Here is a 22,326-nt window from a genome sequence, read left to right as displayed (position 1 = left end):
GCCTTCCGGAAGGAACAGGATTTACATGCAGAACCTCAATGTCGGCCTCATCGGAGGCGGCTTCATGGGCAAGGCCCACTCGCTGGCTTACGCCGCCATGCCCATGTTCTTCTGGCCTGCGCCGGCACTGCCGGTCCGCAAGGTCATTGCTGAAGCCACCGAAGACCTTGCTGCCGAAGCGGCCCGCCGCTTCGGCTTCGAAAAGTCCACCTCGGATTGGCGCAGCATCATCGACGATCCGGACATTCACGTCGTAGACATCGCAACGCCCAATCACCTCCACGCCGAGATCGCCATTGCCGCGGCCGAAGCCGGCAAGCACATCATCTGCGAAAAGCCCTTGGCCCGTACGGGCGAAGAATCCAAGGCCATGTACGACGCGGTCAAGGATAAGGACATCGTCCACATGGTTGCCTTCAACTACCGGCGGACACCTGCCGTTGCGCTGGCAAAGAAATACATCGAGGAGGGCGCCATTGGGCGCATCGTCAACTTCCGTGGCACCTACCTGCAAGACTGGAGCGCCGACCCGAACTCCCCGCTCTCCTGGCGCTTCCAGAAATCCATCGCCGGCTCCGGCGCCCTCGGCGACATCGCCACACACGTCTTTGACATGGCCCGCTACCTCGTCGGCGAGTTCAGCGCCGTCAACGCCGTCCTGTCCACCTGGATCCCCGAGCGGCCGCTCCAGGCCGGCGGCGCCGACGCACTGGGCACGGTACGCAGCGGAGAAGGACCTCGCGGCCAGGTCGATGTGGACGACGAAGTGATGACCATGATCCGTTTCGCCAACGGAGCCGTGGGTTCCGTGGAAGCAACACGCAACGCCCACGGCAGGAACAACTACATCACCTTCGAAATCCACGGAACCGAAGGAAGCATCGTGTTCAACTACGAGCGGCGTGACGAACTGCAGGTCTGCTTCGCTTCAGACCAGTCGGACCGCCGGGGCTTCCGCACCGTTTACACCGGCCCGGCGCACCCCTACGGAGAAGGACTCTGGCCAATTCCCGCCCTGGGCATCGGATACGGCGAAACGAAGATCATCGAGGCCTACGACTTCTTCAAGGCCATCGCAGAAGGCGGCAGCGTCAGCCCGAGTTTTGCCGACGGCTACCAGGTAGCACTGATCGACGACGCAATCGTCGAATCCGCCGCAAAGGAATCGTGGGTCGAGGTTCCGCAGATCAACTCATGACCCAACGGGAGGGGCGGCGGCCAAGCCGCCCCTCCCAAGGACACAGGACCACCCGAGGACGTCAAAATTGCCACACACAACACTCAGCCAAGAAGAAGCGGAAGTCTGGCTCATGCCAGTGTTCATCGCAAAAGAGGGGCACGAAGCAACGCTTCAGAAAGTCCTTGCCGAGCTGGAGTCCGCGAGTCGAAAAGACGCCGGATGCCTGGAATACACCGTCTTCTCTGACGATCACAGGCCGGGTAGGTTCGTCCTCTTTGAGGGATGGACCAGCCGCGAGGACCTCAAAGCCCACAATGAAGAAGACCATGTCAAGGAATTCGTGAAAGGGGTGGAGTCCCTGCTGGCCGTTCCGTTCTCCGTAACTCCCATCACTCCTCTCACCGGAAGGCGTTGACGAGGCCCAGTGAAGGCGCCCGAGCCACATGCCAGTTGCAGTCGGGCACCATGACCGATCTTCGCGCCGATGCCGCCGGTAATGTCGGCTTCCTCCACACGGCGGGGGTCCACGTGGCGACGTTCGAGGCCCTTTCACGTGAGCACTTGCCTTCCGTCTCCACGGTCCACCGCGTGGATCCCGAAGCCCTGGGGCTTGCCCGGCAGGACGGGGCCGCGGAGAGGGTGCGTGCCGTCGTCGCCGCCCACCTCGCGGAACTTTGAGATGGTGGATGTTAGGTCGTCGGCCGATGCTTCGCCAGGAAGTGACTCTCGGACTGCGGGTCGGAGTCCTCGCGGCTCTCACGAGCACCCTCGAGCCAACCACCAGTGTCCTCGCCGAGGAGGCTGCGGACGCGGGAGCCGCTCTAGCGTCGTCGTCCTCGCCCAAGCCCAGTATGGAACCTACTGCTGTCCTGCTGGCCGGGCTCGCAACGCCGGTCCTCAGGAGCCCATGCTCCGCCACGGGCTGCGGCGTCGAGAAGTTCTTCTTTTACACGCGCTTTGACGTTCTTGTTGCAAAGATCTGCTTGGTTGTCTTCCGGTAGCTAGGTTCATCGGATAGTCCCTGGCGAGTGTGACCCAGGCCTGGCCCGCGACCTCGCAGGCTGCCGGACACGGTTCCTCTGGACAACGCGCTGGCAGAGGCTCACCCTTGGAGTATCCGCACCGACTGCGCATCGCGCCGACCTCGGGCGGTCGCGTGCCGCCGGTGTTGGGCACCCATGAGATGTCGACTCCGTCGGGTTCGCTTGAACATGGCTCTGAGACGAGTGGAGGACCGACGACATGATGAACAGCAACGCTTACGATCATCACATGCGACCATCGCGGACTTCGAGGAACCGTGTTCGCCGACGGTGGGCGCTCAGCTTGATCCCGGCACTGACCGCCGCACTCGTTGTACCGGGAGTGTCGAGCGCCGGCGCCTCGAACGCTCGGAACGCGGCGCCGGCGAACACGGACGTCCTCATCGAGTGGAACACCATCGCCCAAGACCACGTCATCCCACTGCGTCCCACGGCTCACGGCCAGCTCCGCGGCATGGCGATGGTTCAAGGCGCGGTGTACGACGCAGTGAACGCCATCGACCGCGGGTACCAGCCGTATCTGCTCGACGGCGACTCGGTCGACGTCGGGCCGGAGGCATCGTTCGATGCGGCGATCTCGACCGCCGCACACCACGTGCTCGTCACTCTGGTCCCGTCGGGCCAAGTAGCTGGCCTCGACGCTGCGTACGAAGCAACGCTCGCGGGCGTCACCGACGGCCCGGACAAGGACGAAGGCGTCGCCGCCGGTGAGGCCGCCGCGGGGGCGATGATCCTCGCGCGCACCGATGACGGGTTCATGGCCCCGTTCGAGTTCAACATCGGACCCGATCCCGGCGATTGGCGGCCCGTCGCGCCCGCTGCGCTCGATCCGGACGCCTGGGTGGCCAATCTCGAACCGTTCATCATCGAGAGTCCCGACCAATTCCGCTCGGAGGGTCCCAACCCGCTGAGGAGTCCCGAGTACACAGCGGACTTCAACGAGGTCAAGGAGATCGGTGCGCTCGTGAGTACCACTCGAACCGACGACCAGACCACTGCGGCCATCTTCTGGCAGGCCGCGCCGGTGGCACTCTGGAACGGCGTGTTCCGCAGCCTCGCCGTGGAGCACGGACTCGACCTGGTTGACGCGGCTCGGCTCTTCGCGATGACCAACCTCGCCGCCGCTGATGGAGCGGTCGCTTGCTGGAACGACAAGTACTACTGGAACTTCTGGCGTCCGATGGCGGCGATCCGCGAAGCCGACACCGACGGCAACCCGGAGACGGAAGCCGATCCGGCATGGAAACCGCTCTTCGATCCATCGACAGCGACCGTCCCGCCGCTCGGCACCCCACCGTTCCCGGACCACCCGGCCGGTCACGGCTGCGTCAGCGGCGCCACTCTGTATGCGGCGCAGGAGTTCTTCGGCACGGACGAGGTCGCCTTCGACGTGAACTCCGGTCGCTTCCCGGGCGAGCCACGGCACTTCGACGGATTCTCAGCGGCGATACAGGAGATCGTTGATGCTCGCGTCTGGGGCGGCATCCACTTCCGCACCGCCGTCGTAGAGGGCGCCGAGATCGGCAACGAGGTGGCGTTGTGGCTCAGCGGTCACAATTTCCAGCCAGCGCCATGTCGGTAGCAGGTTCCTGCGACTGACCCGATCATTTCCCCAACCGATTCGGTTCATTTGCTGTCAGGATCGGTTGGGGAAATCTGAATCCGACGTCGGTGGCGACCGCCTTGACGTGGGCCATGCGCTCGTCGACAGGTTTACTTGGCGATCAGCCCCGGCACGCCGTCCCGGATCGCGAAGGAAGCTTTCGTGCTGACGGGGGAGCCCGGCGTCGTGACGTAGTCCAGGACCCGGAAGTCTGCGGTGAGTGCGTCCTTGGTGATGGTGGTGTTCACGTAGCCGCGGTTGTCGTTGTAGAACTTCAGGTGCGGGTTCCAGGGCATGACCGGGTCCACTGTGGAGCCTGTGCCGTTGCCGGTGGAGGTGATGGAGGTGCAGACCAGTTCGGAGCCGACCACGGGGGAGGCGGGGTCCCTGTAGTCGACCTTGATGTCGTTGGCCCAGTTGCGGTGCACGTCGCCGGTGAGGACCACGGCGTTGCGGACGTTGGCGTCCACCCAGCCCTGGGTGATACGGCGGCGGGAGGCGGCGTAGCCGTCCCACCCGTCCATGGAGACGTCGTCGATCTCCGGGGCGGCGTTCCTGTCCTTCTCGGCGAAGAAGACCTGCTGGCCCAGGATGTCCCAGCGCTGGGTGGAGTTCCGGAAGCCGTCCAGCAGCCACTTCTCCTGCTCGGCGCCGGTGATGGTTCGGTCCTCGGCAAGGCGTTCGGTGACGTTTTTCTTCCAGCCGTCGCCAGCGAGCTGGTCGTCGCGGTACTGCCGGGTGTCCATCATGTGGAAGTTGGCCAGCTGGCCCCACTGGATGGTGCGGTAGATCTTCATGTCGTACCCGGCCGGCACGGAGGAGGCCCGCAGCGGCATGTTCTCGTAGTACGCCTGGAACGCGGCGGTGCGGCGCTGCCGGAAGCGTTCGGTGGTGTCGTTCAGCTGGCCGGCGTCCTTGTTTTCCGGGATCTCGTCCGCCCAATTGTTGTCCACCTCGTGGTCATCCCAGACCACCAGCCACGGTGCGATCGCGTGCGCGGCCTGCAGATCGGCGTCGGACTTGTACTGTGCGTGCCGCTGCCGGTAACCGGCCAGGCTGGTGGTCTCCGGGCCCTCGTGGTCGCGCGGGTTGCCGCCGCCGATCACGTAGCTGCCCTTCTTGTACTCGTACAGGTAGTCACCCAGGTGCAGCACCAGGTCCGGGTGGTCCTGCGCCAGCCGCGAGTAGGCGGTGAAGTAGCCGTGCTCGTACTGCGCGCAGCTGGCGAACGCCATGGCCAGCGCCGCCGGCGTCTCGTGCAGTGCCGGGCTGGTGAGGGTGCGGCCCACCGGGCTGATGTGCCGGCCGGTGCGGAACCGGTAGAAGTACTCGCGCCCCGGGCGCAGCCCCTTCAGCTCCACGTGCACGGAGTGGGCGGTCTCGATCCGGGCCTGCTCAACGCCGCGGGCTACTACGGTGCGCATACCCTGGTCTTCGGCGACTTCCCAGGCCACCGCGACGTTGCGGTTGGGCATCCCGCCCAGGCCGTCTTCAGCTACCGGGTTTAACGCCAGCCGCGTCCAGATGACGAAGCCGTCCGGCCACGGCTCGCCGGAGGCGATACCCAGCAGGAACGGATTGGTGCGGAGGCCGGCATCGTCCGCGGTGGAAACCGCGACGGCGGCACCCGGCCAAGCGACGACGAGCCCGGCTCCGAGGCCGGCGGTCAGGAGGGATCTGCGTGAAATGTTGTCCATGGCCCCGACCGTACGGAGGCCGGTTGGACTCTTTGTGAGGGCGGCGTGAATGGACAGTTAACTGCGTGACAAGAACTGTCTCATTGTCACTACCTGTGGGAGCTCAGGGCGTCGAACTGCTCCTGCCAGAGCGCCAGCTCCTCGTCCACGTAACGCCGGTGGGCCGGGGTCCACTTGGGCCAGATGTCGGAAGGGGCCGGTGCTTGGGGTTGTGGCGGCCGCGGTGCGACCTTGCGGACGGGCGGGGCTGCCCGGGGTGCTGCCCGCAGGGGAGCCCGGTCGGGGAGGCGCCGTTGGACTTGGGGTGGTACCCGCCTGACGCTGGCAATTTTCGTCTGTTTGGGCGGCGAGATGACATTCAGGATCCCGAGCACCAGCTGGCAAAAGCCCCAGACGATGCCACTGAGGACCAGAACGGCAAAAAGGAAGGCAATCCAAAGCAGGAGTCCGATGGCTGGGAAGACCAACATGGTCCATTTTAGCCTCCGGAGCCTCGATTGGTCAGTGTCAGTTCTGAACCTGAGGGTGGGTGACTGCGCCGGAATTGCGCCTTGCTCAGGCCGCGGGCTCGTACCCGATCAGCCAGTGCAGGCCGTGACAATCAATGACCTGGCCGTCGGAAGCACCCCAGGGCTTCGGGGCAAGGGGGTCCACCACCGTGCCGTTGGCGGCAAGCTTGTCGAACCACTCGTGGAGAACTGCCGGCTCGGCCGTCCCGAGCAACGAGAGCATGATGCCCTCGACCCGGACGCTCTTCTCACCAGCCGCCGCATCCGACCCGGCCAAGGCCACCGGGCCGCTGAGCACGCCGTGGGCGATGGCGTCCGGCGGGCCATCGCTGCGGCTGAACTCCACGTAGGTGTGCAGGGAAAGTTCCCCGCCGAAAACGTCCGCGTAGAAGCCGAGCGCTTCACGGGCAGTTCCGGGAAAGCTGACATAGATCTGCGGTGCCGTCATGTGCACATCCTACGAGGCGGTTGAGATCGTTACCGCGTTTTACCGCCGGCGGCTACTGCCTCCTCATTCCCGGCGTCACGGAATTTCTTCGCCTGACCAAGTTGCGCCGTCGTCCGATATTTCAGCGGAGACGAGTCCGCCCGCCGAAAAGGTACCTTTGGGGAGGGGGACCGGACCGGTCATGTCCTACACCGGTGTCCGGGTTGAGCGCGGCCACGCCGAGCAGCAGCATGGCGCCGGTGTCCGAATCGACGGCAGTGCCGCCGTCATCATGACTGAGGAGCGTGGCTGGTGAGCAACGCCAGTGACTGGGCTGTCAGGGTCAAAGCATTCCACGAGAAGCAACTGGACCGTCCCCGCCGTGTGTACCGGCTGGGCCGCACCAAGATCCTCCTGACCCGTGGCCACATAGCATGCACGCTGGGTGCAGCCTTCGGGGCAGTGTCGGTGGATTCCCCTGACTGGCTGTTCTGGGTTGCATCCGTTGGCGGGTTTGTCGGCGGAAAGTACTTCTACCCTGTTCCTCGGAGCAGCGTAGCGAGCCCATACGGCTTCAGAGAGCTGGCGCGGAAATCTCCCGGACGACCTGGATTTCATGTCGCCGGCGGAGATACAGGCCTACCAGTTCAACGTCGAGTTCGTTCAGAAAGGGGTCACCCCCTTGGCCCTGGGGACTGAAGAAGCTCTGGCGCGCCAACGTGAGGCAGTCAGGACGGTGTCCTTGGCAACACGCGTGGAGGCAGGGTTGCTGGCGCACCTTTCTCTGGCGGATGTGACGGAATACGGCATAACCGCCGACCGTCACGATCTGCTGAACCGGCGGTGGCTCACCTACGAGGTAGACCCGCAGCTGCAGTTCGATTACCCGGCGATGTCCGATACCTCCCACCCGACGACCGCGGCCATGATCAGGGCCAGGCATGCCGCCGACCACGAGAAAACCATCGGGAATCCGGTTGATTACAAGCTCGCGGTGGACAGGTTTTCCCAGACCCTGGCCGCGGCGGAATCCGCGGCCGGCGTTCCGTAGGGGTAGGCCGCGACGTCATGGACCCAGCCGCCTTAACGGGCCTGCGCCAATCCGTATGCACCGCGTACTAAGCGGTCCAGCCGACAATGCCTGCATTCAGGCCAAAGTTGGGCGGGCCCGCCTCAGTGGGAACTCTCCGCAGTGCTCTCTTCCGAGTTTTTGTCAGAAAGTTCGGGCATATCATCCCTCGGCGACCGCTTCGCTTCGATTTGGCTCGCTGCACGGATCACAACATCACCGCTCACCTTCGCGATCCCAACGGGAACTGCCTTGGCGACGGACGTAACAGCCGTTGTTGATGTCTTGGCGAGATCGGAGAGCGACTTGCGCCACGTCTCGCGTTCAACCTTTCCTTCAAGCAACCCTTCCAGCCCGTATATCTGCGCGAACAGGCCGATCAGGCGGACAGCGGTTTCAGCGGAGTCCAGAAGCGAACGACTCTTCTGGGGACTTCGAACACGATTTTAATCGCTGATGTTGGCCGCGGAGGTCAACGCATTCTGCAACGACTGCAAGCGGCTTGCCGCTGCTTCTTCCCGTCTGGCAATGGATTCTTGAATTGACGTGGCATGTGCCTCGACAGCTTCTGGATCACGTTGACGCAAATGGACCAGCTCAAGCGTTTCGAGGCGCTGCTGGTTCGCCTGGCACGCGGCCAGAATCACGAGCCATGAACGCAGTTCTTTGCTGGCGATTGCCTCGGCCGCACTGGCCTTTTCGGCCGTAGAACGGACATCCAAGGACCGCGTCAGAAGCTCGATCTGTGCCAAGGCATGCGAACTGGCTTGTGCAAGTGCCGTTGCGTGGCCTGCGACCTGAGACCAGGCAGTTTCAGTGATCTTGCCGGTCTGCTCGTATAGCTCGAATGCGCGAAGGAGTACCTGTGTGAGGCCCTGTACGTCGCCGAGGGCCCGGGCCCTATTGTCGTCAAGGAGGCGATCCAGTTTCACGTCCATGGCCTGGGCAAGTTCCTCAAGCTGCGCGACAGCGCTGCGAAGTGCCATTGTCGCGGTCAGGGTCGCCAGATTGGACATCATAAGCGGCTTCATTCCGCCGGATGTGAACTGCGCAAAAGAATCGATTTGACCCTTCGCTCCGCGGAGCACTCCGCTGAACACGTCGCCCTGAGGAAGATTGAATTTCGCCAGCTCGAGGAGTCGTTGGTGCGACTCGGGGGTGAGCTGCACCCAGCTTCCGTCCATCGAGGTCAAGACAGCTCCGAGGCCGGAGGCTTGTGCGACAAGGTCAAGAGTTCCCCTGCCAGCCGACTGTAGCTGCGTTACGTCTACGTCCAGGCGGGCGAGGAGGGCGCCGATCAGATCGGGGTCTCCTGCGACGACAGCTGCGCCTCCGGAAACGTGGATTCCGATTTCATTAGATGATTCGATCACATCGGCATTCTGTCACACGGTGGCTCGGCAAAACGTTTGGAAGTCCTACGCGGCACCCAAGGAATCTGAGGGTAAGTGTGGGTGGTGGATGCGTCTGTCCGATTCTCAATTTAGATAACTTCTGCTTATCCCATACTTCCTAGCATGCCAAGCAAAGGCGAATGCCCGGCCTAGAGCCGGGGACTTTTCCTCCGGGCCTTGTCAAGAATTTGCGGGGCCTGTCTGAACGCTAGCTTGGCTTCTGGAGTTGTGACTGCCCGGAATACCCGCATTCCTTTAGCAGGCTAATTTTCTTAGCGGCTTTCAATCCGGGGCATGGCCTGGGCCTGAATTCGCCTGACTCACGAATACTGCCGCTCCATAATGTGAACGCACTTCAGGCAGTCCACCGCCTCAGTAACGCCGGTGACCAGGATCTGATCGGGTTGGCCTCACACCGGGTTTAGGTCGCTGCCGAATCCGCTCCAGAACCCCTTTACCTCTGGGTCATAGTGCATTTGGTGCTTCCGAATCTGATCAGTTATGGCTGGGATTCCTTCTGTGGCGAGGTCTAGTGCAAAGTCTGCAAAGCGTACCTTTCCTCCGCATCAGCGCACACGGGGAAGGCGGTGTACTAGGGAGTGGTGGGCTTGCCGACTCTTGTATCAGCGGAGCGGCAACAGTGTGATTAGCCAGACCTAGCCGTCGAGGTCAGACCGCACGGCTGCAAACAGTGCTGCGACGTCAGCGTCCATCCAGTAAACGGACGGAGCACCAACCTCGCCGTCCTTCCAATGCTGGGGCAGGCGACGGTTCATGTTGTGGCAGTAACGACCCGGCCAGGCGAGCACACCGTTGACGCCCTTCGCGCCGTTGGAGATGCTCAGCTTCTTCGCGATCTGATTTCCGGTGAACTCGGTTCCCGGGGCGTCGATCAGGAGGTTGTAGAAGTCTTTCGCGCGGCTGTTGATCTTGGACCAGAGCTTCCTGGCGTCCTCCCGGTCATCGTCCGAGCCAGTCCAGTGCCGGCGCTTTCCAGACTCTCCCGCAGTCTCTGGAAGACTTTGAGAACCTCCATCAGGCAGGGTCAGAGACCCTGCGAGCCAAAGTCCGAAGAACTGGTAGAACTCCGCAGTACGGTCGTCAGGGACTGGAACGGTGACGTCGGGCACTGTATTTCTCCTTATGTGATCGGAGGCTTTACCTCCTAAGACATAAGTATGGTGAATCATTTGCTTAAGTCAAGCAGGGCTTTTACTTCGGTATTGCTTTCATGGTCGGCCGTCGTCTCTGGACGGCTGAGCAGGGGAGGTGCGGTAGGCAGCGAGCGAGTCGGCCATCCTGCCCTCGCGAAGCAGCCGCAGCGCGCGCCTGTCATCGGAACACCCGGCGAGACCAGCAACGAGGCGCCGTCCGGTTGCCGAGCAGTTCACGCGATTTAGCAGCCGCCGTAGGCCCCACAACGCTTCATGCCGGGCGCCGAACCGGATCCTAGGCACCTGCCGGCCTCCCGCCGTCGGGCGGTGCCAGCAGCGCCTCTGCCACGTCCGTCAGCACCGGCAGGTGCCGTCCGTCGCCGGATCTATCGGCCGACGTGGTGGGAGGGGGAAGCTACAGTGTCTCGGGAACTTCGCGTCCCGGAAACAGCGTGGAGTACTGCTTCCGGTACATTCGGCGCCCGATGAGGCGGTAGGCAAGGCGGACAGGCGCGGGGATCTCCTTGAACAGCTCCTTCCGGTCTGCGGGCGGATTCGTCGCCAGCACCATCCCGAGGTAGCCCACCAGGAACTTGTTGCTCACCTGGCTGCTCCCGTGCTCCGCGGCTGCCTGCAGTTCCTTCTGGGACATGACCCGGTCCACGGCCGGCATCACCTCAGTGACTTCGCGGCGCAGGTGCGTGTTCAGGAGGGCTGAAAGTTCCGCATACAGGTCGGAGAGTTCCTCTCCGGCGGCTGGGTCTGCCGTTTCCATCCAGCGCAGGCGGAGCGGCCCGATGATCTCCAGCCGTTCGGTGACCTGCCGGTGCTGCGCGAGCATCTGCTCCACGTGCAACGCACATGCAGGTGCCCGCTCCGCAAGCTGGGGGTACATCAGCTCGTCTTCCCCCTCATGGTGGATGTGGAGCAACTTGTCGAAGTTCCCCAGCACTTCGCCCACGTAGGTGGCGCGGGCGGTGTCGCCGGCCGCGGCAGACCGGACCAGGCCGGGAGCCTCGCTGTACGCCCACAGGAAAACGCGGTGGATCCGCCGCATGGCCGCCGTGCCGGCGCACAGGACAGGCCCCGGTGGAATGGGGGCCGCGGTCTCGCCGGGCTGCATGGTGAAGAAGTCGGTCATTGCTGGGCCCCTAACACTCGTTGCGGCAGACCAGGACCTCTCCCCGGCAGCATCGTATCGGCTGACCCCGTGCCGCACAACGGGATTCGGATTCGGACGGCGGGCGTCCGGGCGGAGGCACGATGGCCCTGCTCTGTTAAAGTCAGGCCTATGACCGAACTCCGTCCCGGCGGTCCCCGCACCGTCGGCTTCCTCCACACGGCACAGGTTCACGTGGCGACGTTCGAGGCCCTGTCCCGGGAGCTCCTACCCTCAGCCCGCACGGTCCACCGGGTGGACCCCGAAGCTCTGGAGCTTGCCAGGGCGGACGGAACACAGGACGGAACAGCGGACCAAGTGCGCGCCGTCGTAGCCGGCCACCTGTCCGAGCTCCGGGAGGCCGGGTGCGGGGTCATCCTCTGCACCTGCTCAACACTCGGCGAGGTCGCGGAAGGACTGTCAGGAAACGGAATCGACGTGATCCGCATCGACCGGCCGATGCTTCGCCGGGCCGTCACCCTCGGCCCGCGGATCGGTGTCCTCGCGGCGCTCACCAGCACCGTCGAGCCCTCCACACGCGTCCTTGCTGAGGAGGCCGCAGACGCGGGAGCCAACATCTCCTTTGAGGTCACCGTGGTGGACGGCGCATGGGACGCGTTCCTCAGCGGAGATGCGGAGGGCTACCGCTCCCGCATCGCGAAGGCGGCCCTCGCGCTCTCAAGCCGTTGCGACGTCGTCGTCCTCGCCCAGGCGAGCATGGAACCTGCCGTCGCCCTGCTGGCCGGGCTGGCGACGCCCGTCCTGACGAGCCCCCGCTCAGCGGTCGAAGCGGTCGCCGCGGTCATCCCGTCCCGTTAGGGGGCGGCTCCGAACAGCAGGAGGAGGTGGAGGCACATGAACGGACCGGCCGCTCACAGCGGACCGCACTGGCGCAGGGTGATGGCGGCGCTCGCCAACCGGGATGCGCGGACCGCGTACGCGCAGATCGTGCTCGGTGAGGAAGCACTTGCCGGCGTGAAGGACCAGCGCCGTCACCGGGCCATCGCCATTCTGCTGGAGGCCGGGCTGGTGGAGCGGACCGGAGGCAGCGCCTATCAGGCCTCGGAGACGATCTTCCACAATCTCCTGTCCCAGCAGCCAAAACGCCAGCCGAAGACAGGGGTGGACCGTTTCCTGCGCCTGGGCCGGATCGACAGGTACCCGGCCAGTGCAGCTGATCGGCGCGAGCTCCTCGCCTGGATCGTCGGCGAAGCCATCCAGCCGGGGGAGGACCTCACCGAAAGGCAGGTCAACGAGCGGCTGCTCAGCTACACGGACGACGTGGTGCTGCTGCGCCGCTACCTTGTCGACTTTGGGCTGCTCGAGCGGACCGCGTCAGGGTCCTCGTATTCCCGGCCGGTCTGATTATCGGCCGGTGGCACTACGCTCGCGGCCCAAACGCCCGAGCGCCTCCACTGCCAACACATCCGCAGAACCCATTTCCGTGGACAGCCATCGCACGAGAAGCCCGGCGTCACCACTGGACCGCACGGCCGCGCCAAGCGCCAGGTCCAGCCGGTCCCGCAGGAGCTGCACGGCCATGGATCCTGAGCGGCTGAGCAGGGGAGCGCGGTAGGCATCCAAAGCCTCGGCCACCCTGCCCTCACGGAGCAGTCGCAGCACGCGCCCGGCATCGGAACACCCGGCGAGCCCCGCAGCAAGGCGGTAAGGATTTGACGCCACGGCATCGCCCAGCAGGGAGCGCACCCGGAACATCTCGGTGCGGATGGATGCCGCTATCCCGGCGTCGCCGTGAAGCTCATACGCAAGTTCCTCCGCGGACCAACCCTGCGTGCGCGAATCCAACAGCGCCAGGATTTCCGCACGCCGCAGCGTCAGCGGCACCCGGCTGCCGTCACGGAAAACCGCAGCCGGCTGGTCGCCGAGCAGTTCGAGCGACTCAACAGCCGCCGTCGGCCGCGCCACGGCTCGCTGCACCGGCCGCCGGACGGGAGGTGAGGCACCCGCTGGCCTCCCTCCGTCGGGCGTTGCCAACAGCGCCTCGGCCACACTGACCGCACACCGCACCATGCGCAGCGTGTCAGCAGTGAGGGACTCCAGCGGCCCCGAGACATCGAGCACCCCCAGCAACGCACCCGTCAAAGGGTCCGTGATGGGCGCCGCGGTGCAGGCCCACTCGTGGTGTGTGCGGACCAGATGCTCGGCGGAAAACAGCTGCACGGGCCGTCCGGTGACCAGCGCCTCGCTGATGGCGTTGGTGCCGATCCCGGCCTCCGACCAGTCCGCACCTTCGGAGAACTCAAGCTGGTCCGCCCGCTTCAGCACCCGGGGGCTGCCCACCCGCCACAGAACCTCCCCGCCGGCATCCGTCAGCACCAGCAGGTGCCGGCCGTCGCCGGATTCATCGGCCAGCAGCTCCCTGAGCGCCGGCATGACAAGCTGCAGCCGGTGTTCGCGCCGCAGCTCCAGCACCTCGGACACCTCATGCAGATGGCGGGGACTGTGCTGGTCGGGGCTGATGCCCAGCGCCATCGAGCGGCGCCACGAGTCAGCCAGCAGCTCCGGGATCTCGGGACGGGGAACGCCGGAGATCACCAGTTCGTGGGCGCGGCGCAGCACCCGCGAATATTTCGCCGGGTCCGAAAACTTCAGGCCGTGGTCCATGGTTCCCTCCCACTGCCGATCGCCGTCGACCCTGCAGTGATGATGCAACGCTGCTGTAACCCCCACTGCGTTTCACTGGGGTGATGCAGCTCACGCCCGCCCAGCATATCGCAGGGGCCGGGACGGAAACGGGGCCGCCGGACCACCAGCACCACGGACCATCACACAAAGGAGTGGACATGACCGAAACACCCACTGCAGCCGCGCAGGCCTGGCTCAAGGGCCTGGATGACGCCCTTCAGCGCCGCGACATCGACGCAGCCTTGGAACTCTTCGAGGACGACAGCTACTGGCGGGACTTCGTCGCCTTCACCTGGAACCTCAAGACGCTCGAAGGCAAGGCCGATATCCGGCGGATGGTCGAATCCACCCTCGACCGCGTGCAGCCCGCCAACTGGGCGCTCGCCGAGAACGCCACCGGCGACGCCGATACCGTGGAAGCCTGGATCACCTTCGAAACCGGCGCGGCCCGCGGCTACGGCCACCTCCGGCTGCGGAACGGCAAATGCTGGACCCTGCTCACCACCATGAAGGAGCTGAAGGGCTTCGAGGAGAAGAAGGGGCCGCGCCGCGACAAGGGCGTTGCCCACGAAATCGTCAAGGGCCGCCGGTCCTGGCTGGAGCTCAAGGAGGAGCAGGAGGCGAGGCTCGGCTACGACGAACAGCCCTACTGCGTGATTGTGGGCGGCGGGCAGGGCGGCATCGGCCTCGCCGCCCGGCTGCGGCGCATGGGCGTCCCCACCATCGTCATCGAAAAGAACCAGAAGCCGGGGGACTCCTGGCGGAACCGCTACAAGTCCCTGCACCTGCACGATCCGGTCTGGTACGACCACCTGCCCTACCTGCAGTTCCCGGACGACTGGCCCGTCTTCGCCGCGAAGGACAAGATCGGCGACTGGCTGGAGCACTACACCAGGATCATGGAGCTGAACTACTGGTCGGGCACCGAGTGCGTGGGGGCAGAGTTCGACGACGGCACCCAGGAATGGGTGGTCAACGTCCTCCGCGACGGGTCACCGGTGACCCTGCGGCCCAAGCAACTGGTGTTCGCCCTGGGCGTCTCGGGTTACCCCAACATCCCAGCGTTCGACGGCGCCGAGAGCTTCCTGGGGGAGCAGCGGCACTCCTCTCAGCACCCGGGCGGTGGAGACTGGGTGGGCAAGAAGGCAGTGGTGATCGGGTCCAACAACTCAGCGCACGATATCTGCGCGGACCTGTGGGAGCACGGCGCCGACGTCACCATGGTGCAGCGTTCCTCCACCCACATCGCCCGCAGCGAATCGCTGATGGACCTGGCGCTGGGCGGGCTCTACTCCGAGGAGGCCTTGGCCAGCGGGGTCACCACCGAGAAGGCCGACCTGCTGTTCGCCTCGCTGCCCATGCGGATCCTGCCCGAAACGCAGGTACCGGTATACCAGCAGATGGCCGAACGCGACGCCGAGTTCTACTCGCAGCTGGAGGCCGCAGGATTCGACCTCGACTTCGGCGTGGACGGCTCCGGGCTCTTCGTGAAGTACCTGCGGCGCGGCTCCGGCTACTACATCGACGTCGGCGCCTCCCAGCTGATCATCGATGGGCGGGTGCAGCTCAAGGCCGGCCAGGTCTCCAAGATCACCGGCAACGCCGTGGTCATGGCCGACGGCACCGAACTCGAGGCTGACCTTATCGTCTACGCCACCGGCTACGGCTCCATGAACGGCTGGCTGGCAGACCTGGTCTCCCCCGAAGTGGCCGACCAGGTGGGAAGATGTTGGGGTTACGGCTCGGACACCCCGAAGGACCCGGGCCCCTGGGAAGGGGAGCTGCGCAACATGTGGAAGCCCACCAACGTGCCCAACCTCTGGATCCACGGCGGCAACCTGCACCAGAGCCGGCACTACTCCTCCTACCTGGCCCTGCAGCTCAAGGCACGCATGGAAGGACTGGACACGCCCGTCTACGAACTGCAGCCCACCCACCACACGCGTTGACGCTCGGGCACCGGTGATTAGGGCTGCCGGGGGTTGGGCAGCTGGGGGTGGGCGCAGCCGACACGGCTGCACCCAACTCCGGCAGCCCGCCGCCGAAGACTCCACCCCAACGCTCTATCACTTAATGCGGGTTTTTCGCTGACGCTCTCGCACTTGACGCCGTCAGGCCGACGTCGAGAGTCTTGCCTCCGCTAGCTCGTGGAAGATGGCCGGCACCAGGTCGTAGTCACCCCCGGCTGCCCGGGGAGTGAGGGAGCCGAAACTAGCGTGGTTCTGACGCTCAGGGATTTGTCACCTGGAGTGAGCGATGCGCCGACGCGCGCAACCTTTCGGGCTTCGCCGCAACCCTTGTGCGCGTCCGCACTCGGCCCTCGCTTGGTGGTCCCGGACGACAACACCGCACCGCTCTCGTCCTTGCTGGGACCACAATTCAAGGCCATCACGCGACACTTCGGTCAAGATGTCAGTGCCTGCCTGTATGTACGTTTAATGATGACCAGCGAAATGAATCACGGACCTGAGGTTCTAATTGGCTTCATGATCATGGCCATTGTTCTTTCGATGGTTTTCATCATGGGCATTCACAGACATATGGGTCATGCAGCTGATGAATCTCAGCCTTGGACCGTCAGACTCCGAGGAGCCAGTACTGCCGCTATTGGGGTTGCGTTCTGCGTGTTGGTTCTAGCTCTGGTTACCTTGACGATATTTCCAGGTGTGGACTGGCTGAAATTCTGGATGAGTTGCTCATTCCTCGGCACTCTCACCGTCCATGCAGCTCTCGAAGTAACTCTGAAAATCGCAGCACCCCATGACCACGAGGAACAGATCGGAACTTCACTCAAGGCCTTCATGGCACAAGCTGTATTCAGCCGGTTATCTGAGTTCAGGCGTGCTACAACCCTGCTCAAGCTAAGGCTCGTCCCAAATGGCTTTCGAGATGTGCAACTTTCGAAGCTCATAAGATCCCCGTTCAAAAGCGAATACCGCGCTTTTGGCGTGTTGTACCTTCTGATCGGCGTGCTGACGGTCATGAGCGTCTTGACTCTCCTTGGAACGGGACAAAATGTTCCGGCGCAGGTGGTCCGCACTTGGTCAGTTTTTTGGGTTCTCATGTTGGCGGTCTCAATGACACCTCCATTTGCCTTTGCATGGTTGACCCTCAAATACATCGCCCTAACCGGAGCTATCGAATGCAAAATCACACTGCGAAGCTTGACGAGGACTGTAGCTAACTGGGTCTCCGTTGGCGGAGTTGCGGGTTTGGTGACGGGAACGCTTTCTTTCGTTCCCCTTCGTTTACTGGCAGAACGCGGTATGAGTCAGGATCCCATCCCGCTGTCTCTGCTAGCGGATCTATCACTTGCAGGGGCCATCGTGGGCTTCATCGGGGCACATTTCGCGGTGCTCTTTGGGTCCACTGCCAGGATGGAAAATCGCTTGGCAGCCCTAACCCTGCCGGTATTGACAGTCTCGGCCTCCGCAACTGCAGCCTCTCTTATCGGAATCAATCCTGCGGCAAACGCCCGCTACGCGTTGAAGTTGATCCGGAATTCCATGGCTCTCCCGGATGATCTTGACTTCGAAGGTGCCGCAGGACTGGATTGGAAGGCGTTGCTATCGGCGACCGAAAGCAGCATGAGCGGAGCCTTCCCCGGCTCCACCACCTTCGCGATCATCATTAGCGGCAGCGCGACCTTCGTGGCTTTGCTCATGTTCGGACAGTATGTACGTTCGTCGTTGCGAGCTGCGGGTGAAGAACGCAGGGGGAAAGCTGCGGACGTTGAGCACGCGGTTGATCTCCGTGGGTAGACGCTAAATGCGCAGTCATATTTGGGACGCCTCGTTTGCCGGGAAGGGAAAGCGAAGGCCAGCGGTGAAAGTATTGCTCAGCTTAGGGGAGTGCCCAGATACTTCCTCGCAGTGGCCACCTTCATATACATCCTCAAGTTTCCTCCGCCCGTTGAATGAAAGCCGTGACGGGTGTACCAATCCACCAGGCCAGGATTGTCGGCGTCGACCACTATTATCTGGCCGCCGCCGAGATCCGCAGCGCCCACCATTGTTTCAAGCGCCACACGTAGAAGCTGCCAACCCCACTGGTTGATCTTGTCGCCGCGCAGGGAAACGTCGAGCGCCAGCTTGGCCAACAGCCATCCTGGGGCGTTGCGTAGTACTTTCCGCTGGAGCGGCTTTGGCACGTCGTCCCGGACAACGAGCGTCGGGCAGATGGCGAAGTATCCTAAGACCCGCTCTTCTTCGCCGGGCCGGTCTTCGACAAGCAAGTAGACCATGCTGGCGCCGGTATCTACAGCCTGGCCCGCTGAGTCTGTCAGCCACTGGTTGTAGGCTGCTTCACCGCAGTCAAATGCCCCCAAATCAAAGCCCGATGCCAGCTTCACAATGCGAACAGGCGTCTCACTCATCTAACGATGCGGCGCGGCAGCTTGGACAGCGCTGCCAGTTCTGGGGACTCGTCGGGTATATCCAGCGAAGCCATCATCGAGTCGAAGATTTCGGGTGCCATGAGCGTGATATCCGAACGAGCGATGATTTTTTGGGCAGCCCGCCGGGCGGCGTCGGTGACGAATGCAGACTTTGTAACGTGAAGCAGTTCAGCCGCTTCGGTAATCAACTCATCAGTGTTTTCGTCCGTGCGCAGCTCTAGCCGTCGTGTTTTTGTGCTAGCCATGTTTTGTCAGCCTCCTCGTGCCAGTGTACGGCACTTGTACGGCTGGAGATAGGTAGGTCTTTTCCTTTTTGGTGCCAAGGGACCTCTCTCACTTGATGCGGGTTTTCGGCGGACGCTCGCTCACTTTTGCCCGCTTTTCTGGGTAAGCCGCTGGAGTTGCCATTGATGAACCTCCGTCAGCCAGTCCAGCGGGGCCGAGGGGCCGACGCGCGGGTCGTCGGGAACTCCGCCGTCGAGAAGTGCTTGGACGTACACGAGGTCCTGTTGTATCCGTGTCTGCAACTGCTCGGCTCCGCCAACCGAGCCGTGGCCGGGGATGACGGCAACAACGTCCCCGGCCACGTTTTCGAACAGCAGCAGCGCCTGAAGGTAGTCGCCGAGCGGATCGGTGGCCTCCAGGTCGAGGAAAGGCATCAGGATGTCAGAAAGCATGTCGCCCGCGACGAGGATGCGCGACTCCTCGACCAGCAGTGCAGCATGGCCCGGGGCGTGGGCCTGGTGCTCGATGATGCGTACCGCGGGGCCATCCCATGGAATCAGTTCACTTCCGGCAGGCAGGCTGGTAATCAGGCCGAGCAGATTCATGGGGATGTCCTCGGCGTACTCCGGCGGCAGGCCCTCGGCGATGCGGTCCTGCCAGTCCGCGTTCGACAGCACATCCCGGATCGAGGCGGCGCAGCGGGCAGTGCCATAGCGGGGCACGTCGCCAAAGTCCGGGTGCCAGAGCACGTGGTCCCAGTCAGCATGCGTGGAGAAGCCGGCCACGACGGGCTGGCCGAGCTCGCGAAGATCATTCGCGAGGACAGCCATTTCGTCGCCCGTTATGCCGGGGTCGATGAGCAACACACCGTCCCTGCCCTGCACCACCACGGAGTTGCTCTGGATGAATTCGCTCTCATGAACGAGAACGCCGTCAGCGACCTGTTTCAGCATGAAAAGTGCCTTCCGCTTGTGGTGTGCAACCGCCTGTCGCGACCGTATTACCCAAGCCCGAGCTGGTGCAAGCACTTTTGGGCCTGAGCCAAACCTGCACTCTTTTCCCACCACCAAAAGTCCCTACCGGACCGGCTCCACCGGTGCGAGGATGTTCGCGGGCGGCCTGGCATCCCGCGGAACCTGGCACTTAGAGGAATTTCACGTTCACCGACAGCAAGGACCATCATGAAGGCAGCACGCTTCCATGGCCGCAAGGACATCCGCATCGAGGACATTCCGGAGCCTGAGCTCCGGGCGGGAGCGGTGAAGATCGACGTCGCGTGGTGCGGCATCTGCGGCACCGACCTGCACGAATACCTGGAAGGTCCCATTTTCTGTCCCGCGCCCGGACATCCGCACCCGCTCTCCCACGAGGAATCGCCGGTGACCCTGGGGCATGAATTCTCTGGGACCATCTCGGAAATCGGCGAAGGGGTGGAGCGGCTCGCGGTGGGTGACAACGTCGTCGTCGAACCGTATTTTGTGGATGGCGACTGCGACATGTGCCAGGCGGGCCATTACCACCTGTGCCGGCAGATGGGCTTCATCGGGCTGTCCGGCGGCGGGGGAGGCCTGAGCGAAAAGATCGTGGTGGACAAGCGGTGGGTGCACCCGATCGGGGACATTCCGCTGGATGAGGCAGCGTTGATCGAACCGCTGTCCGTGGCCCACCACGCGGTGGCGCGCAGCGGCGTGAAGGCGGGGGATACGGCGCTGGTGGGCGGGTCGGGCCCCATCGGCCTGCTCACCGCCGCCGTCCTCAAGGGCATAGGGGTGACAACGATCATCAGCGAACTGACCCAGGCGCGCAAGGAGAAGGCCACCACCAGCGGCGTGGCCGACCACGTCCTTGACCCCAGCCAGGAGGATGTACCGGCGCGGGTCCGGGAACTCACCGGCGGCACGGGGGCCGACGTCGCCTTCGAGTGCGCCGGCGTGAACGCCGTGTTGGACACCATGCTCGACGCCGTCCGGCCGGGCGCCGTGGTGGTCAACGTGTCCATCTGGGGTGCTCCGGCCACCATCGATATGCAGAAACTGGTGCTGAAGGAGATCGACCTCCGCGGGACCATCGCCTACGTCCGGGACCACGCCGCCGTTATCAGGATGGTGCAGGAAGGCAAGGTGGACCTCAAGCCGTTCATCACCGGCAGGATCGCGCTGGATGACCTCGTGGAGCAGGGCTTCGACACCCTCATCAACCACAAGGACACTGCTGTGAAAGTGCTGGTGCATCCCTAGGGAGTGTCCGGCTGTCCCGTCAGGGGTTCGGGTGTTCAGACAGCAGCCGGGTCAAGGTTTTAAGGTTGCGGCGGAGAGACCGGCCCAGGAGTCGGTTCACCAGCGGAGCGGGCAGTTTGCCCAGGAGGCCGCCCATCGTGGCCCCGGTCTCCAGCCGCTCGGTGACGCGCGTGCCGCCACCGTTCGGCTCCAGCGTGAACGTCGCAGTGAGATCGCGCGTTCCGTCGATGGAGCGGGACACCATCCGCCGGGGCGGCTCGAATTCCGTGAATTCGACCATCCAGTCGAATTGCTGGCCCATAAAGCGGGTTGTTCCCCGGCCCCGGGTTCCCAGCCCCGGGGGACCGTCCCCAACCTGTTCGGACGTGGTGACGAAGGCATCGTAGGCCGAGAGGTTTTCGATGTTCGCGAGGAAATCGAAGACCTCCTGCGGCGGCTTGGCGACGATCACGGTTTGTTCAACTACAGGCATCGGGTGCTCCCTTGAAGTGTCCCTTGCAGAACACAAAATACTCCTTCCTTCACGACGTGTCACTACTTTCGTAGTAGCCAGGTTCTCGAGAAGCGGCAGCTGCTGCAGGACTAGAATCGACGGCATGAAACGGGCTCCCCACAGTGCCCAATTTGGGCACGTCAATGTCATTGCCAGCGACTGGCGGCGGCTCGCCGACTTCTACGGGCGGGTTTTCGGCTGCGAGCTCGTCCCGCCCGAGCGCGATTACGGCGGTTCCGATCTGGAGCGGGGCACAGCCGTGCCCGGGGCCACCCTGCGCGGTGTCCATCTGCGGCTGCCCGGCCACGGGGACACCGGGCCGACGCTCGAGATCTACACCTACGGCGAGAACGTGCTGGGCGGTACGCCAACTGCCAATCGCACCGGCTGGGGCCACGTGGCCTTCGTGGTTGACGACGTCGAAGCGGCCCGGGAAGACGTCCGCGCCAACGGCGGGGCGGACGTGGGCGAGATCGTGACGCTCCAGACGGCCGACGGCCGGCGGGTCACCTGGTGCTACGTAAGCGATCCGGAGGGCAACCTGGTGGAGCTGCAGAGCTGGTCCAACCCCGGCTAGCCTTCACGGCAGGCCAGGAGAAACAGTCCATGCGAGAATGGCGCCATGACCCAGGAGCAGCACCAATTCACAGCGCCCGCCCCGCATCCCGCATTCGAAGCCGCCCATCAGGCCGCGCGGAAGAGCCTGGCTGAAGGCGGCATCCCCATCGGAGCGGCGCTCGCCCGGAACGGCACGGTCATTGCCAGCGGGCACAACGAACGGGTCCAGAACGCCGATCCGATCGCGCACGGGGAAATGTCCGCGCTGCGCGCAGCGGGCCGGCAGAGGAGCTACCGGGACACCACGCTTTACACCACCCTCGCCCCGTGTGCCATGTGCGCCGGAACCATCATCCAGTTCAAAATCCCCCGCGTGGTGGTTGGCGAGGCACGCACGTTCGACGGCGAAGTGGAGCTCCTGCGGTCACGCGGGGTTGAGGTGGTGGTCCTGGATGATCAGCGGTGCGTGGACATGATGCGAACGTTCCAGTCTGACAACCCGGACCTGTGGGCAGAGGACATCGCCGAGTAGGTCC

General features: G+C 63.9%; 24 protein-coding genes. 13 read left to right on the top strand and 11 right to left on the bottom strand.

From position 1 onward, the window contains the following. Window positions 1-25: 25 nt before the first annotated feature. The 5 genes from AC1MCA_RS04965 (at window position 26) to AC1MCA_RS04945 (ending at window position 3,805) form a co-directional block, all read left to right on the top strand. Window positions 26-1,198: a levoglucosan dehydrogenase gene (locus AC1MCA_RS04965; RefSeq protein ID WP_479801580.1), complete on the top strand. Its 1,173-nt coding sequence runs from the start codon at window positions 26-28 to the stop codon at window positions 1,196-1,198. Window positions 1,199-1,265: 67 nt separating this feature from the next. Beyond that, a complete protein-coding gene (locus AC1MCA_RS04960) occupies window positions 1,266-1,595 on the top strand; it encodes a putative quinol monooxygenase (RefSeq protein ID WP_479801579.1) in 330 nt (109 codons plus the stop codon). A 50-nt stretch (window positions 1,596-1,645) separates the two neighbouring features. After that, window positions 1,646-1,858, top strand: coding sequence for a hypothetical protein (locus tag AC1MCA_RS04955; RefSeq protein WP_479801578.1), 213 nt, complete (start codon window positions 1,646-1,648; stop codon window positions 1,856-1,858). Window positions 1,859-1,899: 41 nt separating this feature from the next. Further along, a complete protein-coding gene (locus AC1MCA_RS04950; protein ID WP_479801577.1) occupies window positions 1,900-2,181 on the top strand; it encodes a hypothetical protein in 282 nt (93 codons plus the stop codon). 241 nt (window positions 2,182-2,422) lie between these two features. Then, the gene (locus AC1MCA_RS04945; RefSeq protein ID WP_479801576.1) at window positions 2,423-3,805 is read left to right on the top strand and encodes a vanadium-dependent haloperoxidase; all 1,383 of its coding nucleotides are present in this window, start codon (window positions 2,423-2,425) and stop codon (window positions 3,803-3,805) included. Window positions 3,806-3,936: 131 nt separating this feature from the next. Here the strand turns inward: AC1MCA_RS04945 and AC1MCA_RS04940 are convergent, their stop codons facing one another. The 3 genes from AC1MCA_RS04940 to AC1MCA_RS04930 form a co-directional block, all read right to left on the bottom strand. Beyond that, window positions 3,937-5,523, bottom strand: a complete 1,587-nt coding sequence (locus AC1MCA_RS04940) for an alkaline phosphatase D family protein (protein ID WP_479801575.1) — start codon at window positions 5,521-5,523, stop codon at window positions 3,937-3,939. An 89-nt stretch (window positions 5,524-5,612) separates the two neighbouring features. Continuing rightward, the gene (locus tag AC1MCA_RS04935; RefSeq protein WP_479801574.1) at window positions 5,613-5,993 is read right to left on the bottom strand and encodes a hypothetical protein; all 381 of its coding nucleotides are present in this window, start codon (window positions 5,991-5,993) and stop codon (window positions 5,613-5,615) included. Between the two features lie 85 nt (window positions 5,994-6,078). Beyond that, a complete protein-coding gene (locus AC1MCA_RS04930; RefSeq protein ID WP_479801573.1) occupies window positions 6,079-6,480 on the bottom strand; it encodes a VOC family protein in 402 nt (133 codons plus the stop codon). A 721-nt stretch (window positions 6,481-7,201) separates the two neighbouring features. Between AC1MCA_RS04930 and AC1MCA_RS04925 the strand changes: the two genes are divergently transcribed. Next, window positions 7,202-7,510, top strand: coding sequence for a hypothetical protein (locus AC1MCA_RS04925; RefSeq protein ID WP_479801572.1), 309 nt, complete (start codon window positions 7,202-7,204; stop codon window positions 7,508-7,510). Between the two features lie 464 nt (window positions 7,511-7,974). Here the strand turns inward: AC1MCA_RS04925 and AC1MCA_RS04920 are convergent, their stop codons facing one another. From AC1MCA_RS04920 to AC1MCA_RS04910, 3 genes are all read right to left on the bottom strand, one after another. Further along, complete coding sequence (locus AC1MCA_RS04920; protein ID WP_479801571.1) at window positions 7,975-8,901, bottom strand: hypothetical protein; 927 nt, start codon at window positions 8,899-8,901, stop codon at window positions 7,975-7,977. A 677-nt stretch (window positions 8,902-9,578) separates the two neighbouring features. Next, window positions 9,579-10,052, bottom strand: coding sequence for a DUF6416 domain-containing protein (locus AC1MCA_RS04915; protein ID WP_479801570.1), 474 nt, complete (start codon window positions 10,050-10,052; stop codon window positions 9,579-9,581). 439 nt (window positions 10,053-10,491) lie between these two features. Beyond that, window positions 10,492-11,217: a hemerythrin domain-containing protein gene (locus tag AC1MCA_RS04910; RefSeq protein WP_479801569.1), complete on the bottom strand. Its 726-nt coding sequence runs from the start codon at window positions 11,215-11,217 to the stop codon at window positions 10,492-10,494. Window positions 11,218-11,367: 150 nt separating this feature from the next. On the opposite strand from AC1MCA_RS04910, the gene AC1MCA_RS04905 reads away from it, so the two are divergent. Together AC1MCA_RS04905 and AC1MCA_RS04900 are read left to right on the top strand one after the other, a co-directional pair. Next, window positions 11,368-12,054 (top strand): aspartate/glutamate racemase family protein, encoded by a 687-nt coding sequence (locus tag AC1MCA_RS04905; RefSeq protein WP_479801568.1) that lies wholly within the window; start codon window positions 11,368-11,370, stop codon window positions 12,052-12,054. A 36-nt stretch (window positions 12,055-12,090) separates the two neighbouring features. Continuing rightward, on the top strand, window positions 12,091-12,600 hold the full coding sequence (locus AC1MCA_RS04900) for a DUF2087 domain-containing protein (protein ID WP_479801567.1): 510 nt from the start codon (window positions 12,091-12,093) through the stop codon (window positions 12,598-12,600). Here the strand turns inward: AC1MCA_RS04900 and AC1MCA_RS04895 are convergent, their stop codons facing one another. After that, window positions 12,601-13,860, bottom strand: a complete 1,260-nt coding sequence (locus tag AC1MCA_RS04895) for a GAF domain-containing protein (protein ID WP_479801566.1) — start codon at window positions 13,858-13,860, stop codon at window positions 12,601-12,603. Between the two features lie 179 nt (window positions 13,861-14,039). Here AC1MCA_RS04895 and AC1MCA_RS04890 point away from each other — a divergent pair, with 179 nt between their 5' ends. Both AC1MCA_RS04890 and AC1MCA_RS04885 read left to right on the top strand, forming a co-directional pair. Further along, a complete protein-coding gene (locus tag AC1MCA_RS04890; protein WP_479801565.1) occupies window positions 14,040-15,830 on the top strand; it encodes an NAD(P)/FAD-dependent oxidoreductase in 1,791 nt (596 codons plus the stop codon). Between the two features lie 267 nt (window positions 15,831-16,097). After that, on the top strand, window positions 16,098-17,642 hold the full coding sequence (locus AC1MCA_RS04885; RefSeq protein ID WP_479801564.1) for a hypothetical protein: 1,545 nt from the start codon (window positions 16,098-16,100) through the stop codon (window positions 17,640-17,642). Window positions 17,643-17,719: 77 nt separating this feature from the next. Here AC1MCA_RS04885 and AC1MCA_RS04880 read toward each other — a convergent pair whose 3' ends face one another. The 3 genes from AC1MCA_RS04880 to AC1MCA_RS04870 form a co-directional block, all read right to left on the bottom strand. After that, a complete protein-coding gene (locus AC1MCA_RS04880; RefSeq protein ID WP_479801563.1) occupies window positions 17,720-18,256 on the bottom strand; it encodes a hypothetical protein in 537 nt (178 codons plus the stop codon). Continuing rightward, window positions 18,253-18,522 carry a type II toxin-antitoxin system TacA family antitoxin gene (locus AC1MCA_RS04875; protein ID WP_108598729.1) on the bottom strand — a complete coding sequence of 90 codons (270 nt, stop codon included), beginning with the start codon at window positions 18,520-18,522 and terminating at the stop codon, window positions 18,253-18,255. The genes AC1MCA_RS04880 and AC1MCA_RS04875 overlap by 4 nt, the downstream gene beginning before the upstream one ends. 120 nt (window positions 18,523-18,642) lie before the next feature. Beyond that, on the bottom strand, window positions 18,643-19,455 hold the full coding sequence (locus tag AC1MCA_RS04870; RefSeq protein WP_479801562.1) for an MBL fold metallo-hydrolase: 813 nt from the start codon (window positions 19,453-19,455) through the stop codon (window positions 18,643-18,645). A 228-nt stretch (window positions 19,456-19,683) separates the two neighbouring features. Here AC1MCA_RS04870 and AC1MCA_RS04865 point away from each other — a divergent pair, with 228 nt between their 5' ends. Next, the gene (locus AC1MCA_RS04865; protein WP_479801561.1) at window positions 19,684-20,739 is read left to right on the top strand and encodes a 2,3-butanediol dehydrogenase; all 1,056 of its coding nucleotides are present in this window, start codon (window positions 19,684-19,686) and stop codon (window positions 20,737-20,739) included. A 19-nt stretch (window positions 20,740-20,758) separates the two neighbouring features. Here the strand turns inward: AC1MCA_RS04865 and AC1MCA_RS04860 are convergent, their stop codons facing one another. Further along, window positions 20,759-21,211 (bottom strand): SRPBCC family protein, encoded by a 453-nt coding sequence (locus AC1MCA_RS04860; protein WP_479801560.1) that lies wholly within the window; start codon window positions 21,209-21,211, stop codon window positions 20,759-20,761. Window positions 21,212-21,335: 124 nt separating this feature from the next. On the opposite strand from AC1MCA_RS04860, the gene AC1MCA_RS04855 reads away from it, so the two are divergent. Next, the gene (locus AC1MCA_RS04855) at window positions 21,336-21,809 is read left to right on the top strand and encodes a VOC family protein (protein WP_479801559.1); all 474 of its coding nucleotides are present in this window, start codon (window positions 21,336-21,338) and stop codon (window positions 21,807-21,809) included. 45 nt (window positions 21,810-21,854) lie between these two features. After that, a complete protein-coding gene (locus AC1MCA_RS04850) occupies window positions 21,855-22,322 on the top strand; it encodes a nucleoside deaminase (RefSeq protein ID WP_479801558.1) in 468 nt (155 codons plus the stop codon). Window positions 22,323-22,326: the final 4 nt, after the last annotated feature.

The organism is Arthrobacter sp. BK1 (assembly GCF_056680055.1).
The sequence above is the reverse complement of the archived record's forward strand: the minus strand, read 5'-3'. Positions and strand labels throughout refer to the sequence as shown.